The organism is Halanaerobium sp. DL-01 (assembly GCF_003338615.1).
Lineage (GTDB): Bacteria > Bacillota > Halanaerobiia > Halanaerobiales > Halanaerobiaceae > QPJE01.
Genome location: NZ_QPJN01000053.1, coordinates 1 through 7,804 on the forward strand (window position 1 = coordinate 1; position 7,804 = coordinate 7,804).

The 7,804-nt window shown below is 31.3% G+C and carries 4 protein-coding genes; all 4 read left to right on the forward strand.

The genetic code is table 11. The annotated features are described in order from the left end of the window. Positions 1–170: 170 nt before the first annotated feature. The 4 genes from DER71_RS11375 to DER71_RS11390 all read left to right on the forward strand — a co-directional run bounded on the left by DER71_RS11375 (position 171) and on the right by DER71_RS11390 (position 7,597). Entirely contained in the window at positions 171–761 is a 591-nt protein-coding gene (locus DER71_RS11375) for a TetR/AcrR family transcriptional regulator (protein ID WP_089716881.1), read from the forward strand. A gap of 157 nt (positions 762–918) precedes the next feature. Next, positions 919–3,198 (forward strand): TolC family protein, encoded by a 2,280-nt coding sequence (locus DER71_RS11380; RefSeq protein ID WP_089716882.1) that lies wholly within the window; start codon positions 919–921, stop codon positions 3,196–3,198. Between the two features lie 69 nt (positions 3,199–3,267). Then, positions 3,268–4,446: an efflux RND transporter periplasmic adaptor subunit gene (locus DER71_RS11385; protein WP_158531820.1), complete on the forward strand. Its 1,179-nt coding sequence runs from the start codon at positions 3,268–3,270 to the stop codon at positions 4,444–4,446. A gap of 22 nt (positions 4,447–4,468) precedes the next feature. Then, positions 4,469–7,597: an efflux RND transporter permease subunit gene (locus DER71_RS11390; protein ID WP_089716884.1), complete on the forward strand. Its 3,129-nt coding sequence runs from the start codon at positions 4,469–4,471 to the stop codon at positions 7,595–7,597. Positions 7,598–7,804: the final 207 nt, after the last annotated feature.

Sequence of the window (7,804 nt, forward strand, 5' to 3'; positions counted from 1 at the left end):
CAAATTTAAAAGATCACAACAGCCTAACCTGTTCAGTTTGCAGCAATGTTAAGGATATCAAAAGGTTATTAATTGTGATTTTGGGGAAACTCTATAGATGTTGACAATTAAAAAACAAAGTAGTATAATTATATTCGAATTACAATTCGATAAAAAAGGAGAGTTAAAATATGAGTCCTAAATTAGTGGATGTAGAAGAAAAGAGGCAAGAAATAATTGAAGCAGCCATTACTGCTTTATCTGAAAAGGAATTAAGTGAATTGAAAATAGCTGATATTGCTCAAGAAGCTGGGATGGGTCAAAGTACTATTTATGAATACTTTGCAAATAAAGACCAATTAATCAAACAAGCTTTCGAGTACTTTTTGAAGAAATTATATGTTCCTCAGAAAAATGAAGGGTTAACCGCTTTAGAAGAGTTTGAATTAGTTTTAGAAAAGGTGAAAAAACAGTTTAGTGAAAACCAAACAAAGGAAATTAATATTTTAATAGATTTATTTTATCAAGGGATTAAAGGTGAATTTCCTCAATTGAAAGAAATGTATGAAGGCTACCTTAACTATTTAACAGAAAAAATAATTCAAGATCAAGAGCAGGGATTAATTAGAGAAGATATTGATCCTCAAGTTTTCGTTTCTTGGGTAGGGGCTGCCTTTGATGGGATATCGCTACAATTATTATTAAAAACAGATAATTGTGATATAGAAAAAGTATGTGATTCATTACTAACTGCTATAGAAATATATTCCAGAAAGGAGTAAAAAAAATTTATTTTTATTTCGAACGACTATTCGTTCAATATAAATGAGAGTTCTCACTTAAAATTATGATGATTTCATATTTGAAGTGTTATCCTTAATTTTATGGTTTTGAATTTAAGCTTTAATTTTCAATTATATATTGGAGGTGTGAGAAATAGTGAAAAATAAAGGTTTATTATTAATTTTTACAGGAATGATTATTTTATTATATTCTACAGTAGGTGTTACTGCAGAACAAGGACAATTAACTACAGTAGGGGTCGGAGTGATTTATGAGGGTCAAGATCAATTTAATCAAAAGTTAAAAACAGCTATTCTGGAAGAATTAGAAAATGTTTTAGGTGCTAATTATAATTTTAATTTCCAAATTGCTGAGGGGAATAATGTTGTTCAAATAAAGCAGCAATTAAAGCAGATGTCGAATAATCAGCAGTTAGATATAATAATTACAGCAGGAGTATTGGGATCCCATTTAGCCTTAGAGAAAAATAAGTTCAATAAAGCAGTTATTGCTCCTTATGTTTTAGATAACAGATTTTTGAAAAGTAAATTTAAGCAGCAAGCTAGTGGAATTGAAAATTTCAATCTAATTACTGTTAAGCAATTTTTGAATAGAGATTTAGCTGTTTTTAAAAAAGTGACAGGAGAAAAAAAGATAAGTTTTATAATGGAAAAAGAGCATTATCAATTATTATTTAAAGAACAGCCACAGTTAGCTCAAGCAATATTAGGTGCTGATAATGAGCTAATAACTATTGCTAGTAATGATGGAGTGGCTGATATTATAGATAAATTAAAAGGTGTAGAAGTGGTCTATTTATCACCTTTATTAAAGCTAGACGATAGCAAATTACTTGCTTTAAAGAAAGAATTACTAAATCAAGAGATTCCTGTAGTTACAACAATTATTGATCAGTCTAAAGAAATAAATAATATTATGGCAGCTTATTCTCATCATGAAGAAGTTAAAAGAAGAGCTAGGACTACAGCTATTAATTTAGAGGCTTTATTATTAGGTGAGAAATTAAAAGAACAACCGATTTATATTACTAAAAGCAAGGGTGGACAAAAAAAAATAGTAGTTGATCTAACAGTAGCTAAAACTTTAGGCCAACTACCAGATTGGTCATTATTAAAAGAGGTACAAGTAATTAATGACTTTCGTCAACAAGGACAAGAGATTAGTTTAGAGCAAGCATTAAAATTAGCTGTGACTAATAATCTTGATTTAAAAGCTCAACAACAGGAACAGGAAGTTGCTCATTCTAAAGCAGAACAAGCAACTAACAAGTTCAAGCCTGTAATTGATTTAAATACTAGTTACAGTTGGGTTAGAGATGATATAGCAGCTAATTCGATGGGACAAGTCAAAGAAAAAACCTGGAGTGGAGAACTAGTTTTAACACAAGTTTTATTCAATGAGCGAGTGAATGCTCAGCAAGATATTAACAATAACCTAGAGCAAAAATCAAAATTTGCTGTAACAGAGCAAAAGCTAAATACTATTTTAGAAACTAAGATTTCTTATTATAATAGTTTAAAAGTACAGGCTGATTTAGAACTACAGCAGGAGAACTTAAGCTTAACTAAAGAGAATTTAGAATTGGCCCAGACTAAATATCAAATTGGAGCAGCAGGACCAATGGATACTTATCGCTGGGAAAGTGAAGTTGTTATGAATTCTAGTGCTGTTACTCAAGTGCAACAGAATTTTAAAAATATGAAAGATAATTTGAAAATGCTTTTAGATCTAGACGTCGAAGAGTCTATAAAATTGGTGGATATCAAAGTTAATCCTGTGCTAGAAGAAATTAAAAATCAGTTTCAATTTAATACACCTTGGGATTTGAAGCAGGCAAGGGCGAAATTATTAAAGCAAGGTCTTGATAATTCTGTAGAGTTACTAAAGTTAGATCAGCTTTTAGCAGTTAAGGAAAGAGAACGTAAAATGTTGAAAAGCGATTATTATCTTCCTGAAATCGGACTGCAGGCAAAATATAAAAAATATTTTAATGAACAAGGAGCGGGAAGCAATTATGATGATTCTCTAGATGAATGGTCTGTAGGAATTATAGCTAGTTATCCGTTATATCAAGGTGGTAATAAAAGCGAGAAGTTAAAGCAAGTTAATACTGAAATCGAACAATTAAAAACTAAAAAGAGGGCTACAGTAGCTAAATTAGAAAAAAATATTAAAATTAAAGTGAATAATGTAAATACTCAATATTTAAAATGGAAAAATGCTCAGCAGGCAGTTTCTGCAGCAGTTAATAATTTAGAGTTAGTACGTGATTCCTATTCTATAGGTTCAGTATCAGTAGTTCATTTATTAGATGCTCAACGAGCATTAATTAGTGCTAAACGGAAAAAATCAGTTACAAAATATGATTTTTTGATTGCCGTAGCTGAAGCTAAAAGGGCTCTGGGAGAATATTGATTTGAGAAAGGGGTTTTAAAAATTAAAAAAACAAAGTTAACTAAAGTTTTAGTCTTATTTATAGTATTATTGTTAGCAACAGTTGTAGGTGGTTGTGTTAAAAATGAAAAGGAAGATAATACTAAAAAAATTATTAGATCAGTTAATTATCAACAAGTAGAGTTGAAAACAACTAATAATAGTTATAATTACTCAGGTTCTTTAAAGGCAGAAGTCAATTCTAACTTAGCTTTTAGAGTGGCAGGCAAAATTGATAGATTTTTAGTAACTGTAGGAGAAAAGGTGGAGCAGGGAAATACTTTAGCTCAATTAGATCAAAGTGATTATCTTTTACAAGTTAATTCAATTAAATCAAAAGTTAAGCAAGCTGAGACAGCAGTTAGTAGAGCACATTTTAAAGTTGACCAAGTTAAAGCCGGAATAACTAGTATTAAGGCTAAACTAAATCAAGCTAAAAATAATTATCAAAGGATTAGAATATTATATCAAAATGACAATGTATCCAAATCTGCATATGATCAGGCAAGAGCAGAAAAAGAAATAGCAGCAGCTCAATTAGAGCAGACTAAAGCCCAGTTAAAAGAAGCAGAGAATGGAGTGGAGGTAGCAAAGTCGACAGTAACCGCTTATCAAAAGCAATTGGAATTAGCTCAGTTAAAATTAAAGTATACAGATCTAAAAGCACCAATTTCAGGTGTGATTGTAAGTAAACATAGAGAAACAGGAGAAGTTGTTGATGCTGGCATTCCAGTCTTAACTATTGATAGTGATCAAGGTTTAGAAGTTACTGTTTTTGTAGATGAAGGAGTTATTTCTAGGATTAAAAGAGGAACTAAAGCAGTAGTTAGTGTTGATGCAATTGAAGATGATACTTTGAAGGCAGAGGTTACTAAAATTGGTCGAAATCAGGTAGGATATCAAGGGAATTATCCAGTAACTTTAAAGTTGTTAGCTGATTCAAAAAAGTTAAAAACAGGGATGACTGCAGTGGTTAAGTTTCAGCAATTACAAGAAGATCAAAAAATAATTGTTGAACCTACAGCAGTAGCTGCTGATCAACAAGGGAATTTTGTTTATCAGCTTCAGAAACATCAAGACTATGCTAAAGTACAGAAAAGAAGAGTTATAGTCGGAGAACTAAGGGCAGAAGGGTTAGAGATAGTAAGTGGATTAGAAGCGGGCAGCTTAATCGTGACTAAAGGAGTTAACACTATTACTAATGGGGAAGAAGTTAAATTATTAAATTAAGTTATTAGGGAGTGAAATATAGATGCAGATTACAAAGGCTGCAATTAAGAAGAATTATATTACCTTAACAATTATTACGATACTAATCATTGCCGGAGTGTTCTCTTATATTCAATTGCCTAAATCAGAAAATCCTGGCTTTGTAATTAAACAAGCTACAATTATTACTTATTTACCAGGAGCTAGTCCTGCTGATATGGCTCGGCTGGTTTCTGACGAGATTGAAGAAAAGATTAAAGAAATTCCTGAATTAGACTATGTAGAAAGTGTCAATAAAACAGGTTTTTCATTAGTGACAGTAAGTATAGATGAGAAATATAGAGATTTAAGACCTGTTTGGAATAGTATGCGGCGTAAAATTAACGATATCAAATATAAGCTACCTGACAATGCACAAGGACCATATATTAATGATGAATATGGTGATGTTTTTGGTACTATTCTTAGTGTAACTGGTGAAGATTATAGCTATGCAGAGTTAGAAGAGATAGCGGAAGATATGAAAGAGCAACTGCTCACTATAGAGGAAGTAGCTAAGGTTAATTTGGTTGGTAAACAGGAAAAAAGAATCTATATTGATTATGATAATGATAAGTTAGCAGCTCTAGGAATTTCGCCTTATCAATTACAGCAGTTATTACAAAGTAGAAATATTATTTTACCAGGTGGGAGTATTAATGTAGGCAGTGAAAGAATTTTTTTAGAACCTACAGGAGATTTTAAAGAAATAAATAGTATATCTGACACCTTAATTAGTTTACCTAATAACACCCAAGTTTATTTAAAGGACTTGGCACAGGTAAAACAGGGGTATGTTGATCCTCCTCAGACTAAAATGAGGGTTTCTAATCAAAATGCTTTAGGCTTAGCAATTTCTTTAAAAGGTGGAAAGCAGATTACTTCTTTAGGGCCTAAAGTGAGAAAAAAGATAGCTCAATTTAAATCACAGTATCCAGCAGGAATTAAGATTGAAACTGTTTATTTCCAATCGGATTTAGTAGAAAATAAAGTGAAAAGTTTTATGGCTAATTTAATTCAAAGTACTCTCATTGTAATTTTAGTTTTATTATTTTTTTTAGGAATTAAAGAAGGGATTTTAGTAGCTACTTCAGTTCCTATAGTAATTTGTATTACATTTTTCTTAATGAGCTTATTTGAGATTGGAATTGACCAAGTTTCTCTATCTGCTTTAATTATTTCTTTGGGGATGTTAGTTGATAATTCTGTGGTAGTTACCGAAGCTATTATTGCTAAATGTGAAAAAGGAATGGATAAGTTTGAAGCAGCTATTGCAGCAGGTAAAGAGTTAAAAGGGCCATTATTAATTGCTTCTATAGTTACTTGTACTGCTTTTTCACCGATTGCTTTTGCTAAACATAGTACAGCGGAATTTGCCGGATCTATTTTCAAAGTTGTAGCTTTAGCTTTAATGACTTCTTGGGTTTTAGCTTTAACTATGATTCCTTTATTTATGGTATTATTTTTAAATATTAAGGGAAAAGAAGAGCATCGTTATAATAAAGGGATTTATCAAAGTCATCAATTTATTTTACGTAAGTTAATCAACCATAAAATAGTATTTATTTTTTTATTATTGGTACTGTTATTCCTAGGAGTTAAAGGAATGGATCTAGTACCTAAAATATTTATGCCCAAAGATAATAAGAGTATGATGGCTTTTGAAGTTGAATTACCGCAAGGAACAGCTATTGAAACTACAGAAAAAGCGGCACGCAATATAGATAATTATATTACTCAAAATTTGCAAGTCCCTCCTCAAGAAAAGAAGGTTAACCTTTTACAGCAGTTATTATCAGGAGGAACTATTACAGAGTATCATCAACAAGGTATTTTAGATTGGTCTACTTATATTGGAGAAGGAGCACCACGCTTTACTCTTGCTTATCAGGCAGAACTAAATAGCCCTGAATATATTTATATGTTGATTGATACTACTTCAGCAGAACAAATAGAAAAATTAGCTCAACAATTAGAGCAGTATACTATTCAGAAGTTTCCTGGAGCAAAAGCAACAGCTAAAAAACTAGAACTTTTTCCTGTAGGGAAGCCGATTCAAATTCGATTTTTTGCTAAAGATAAAGAGCGTTTAAACCAAATTGTTGCTAGAGTTAAAGATAAATTAAGAGAGACACAAGGACTTAGCTCTATTACAGATAATTGGGGTATGAAAACTAAAAAAATAAAAATCGATATAAAGCAAAACCGCTTAGAAAAGGCAAGCTTAACTAATCGAGATGTGGCATTGACATTACAAACTATTTTAGATGGGATACCACTAACTAATTATAGAAATAATGAAGATAATATTCCAGTGGTTTTAAGAGGAGAAGCAGCTAGAAATATTAGCTTAGATCAATTAAAAACTATTCAGGTTTATTCTCAGATGACAGGAAAAACAGTGCCTCTCAAACAAATTGCTGATCTTAAAGTAGTTTGGGAACCATCAGTCATTATCAGGAGAAATTCTATTAATTTAATGACTGTTAAAGCTAATATAAGTCAGCCTAATTTAACTGCTAAAGAAGTGGTTAATCAATTGAAGCCGTGGTTAGAAAAGCAGGCTCAGGATTGGGGAGCAGATGTTAACTATGAGTTTGGGGGAGAGGTTGAAGAATCTCAAGAATCTAATGAGGCGATTAAGGAGCAATTACCTCTAGCAGCCTTAATTATCTTATTAATGCTTGTAATTCAGTTTAACTGCTATAAAAAACCATTAACTATTATTTTAGTCTTACCTTTAGCAATTGTAGGAGTAGTTATTGGATTATTAGTTACTGAGATGAACTTTGGTTTTATGGAGACTTTAGGACTTATCTCTTTAGTGGGGATAATCGTTAATAATTCTATTGTATTAATTGAACAAATTGAAATAGAATTAGATGAATTACAGCAGCCTCCTGCACAAGCAGTTTTAGAAGCAGCAAAGCAGCGTTTAAGACCGATATTTTTAACTTCAGCGACTACTATTTGTGGTTTGTTGCCGTTATGGTTAAGTGAGGATCCATTATTTGGAGGTATGGCCGTTACTTTAATTTTTGGTTTAGCTTTTGGCTTATTAATTACTTTAGTAGTAGTACCGGTAATGTATACGATTGTTCACAATATTAAATTGAATAATACTGATAAGTAATGTTTTTTAATTAAATAGTTTAAAGTTTTTGTGGTTTGGGCTGGTAATGAAACAGGAGTATATATTAAAAATGAAAAAATTAAAAGGTAAGGGTGTTATCGGAAAAATTGACGGCAGAGATTTCAAAGCAGTTTCTCCAGGTTATCTGAAAGAAAACGAGATTGAAATACCAGATAGTGCTTTAAAAGAAGGACCATTTACTGAAAT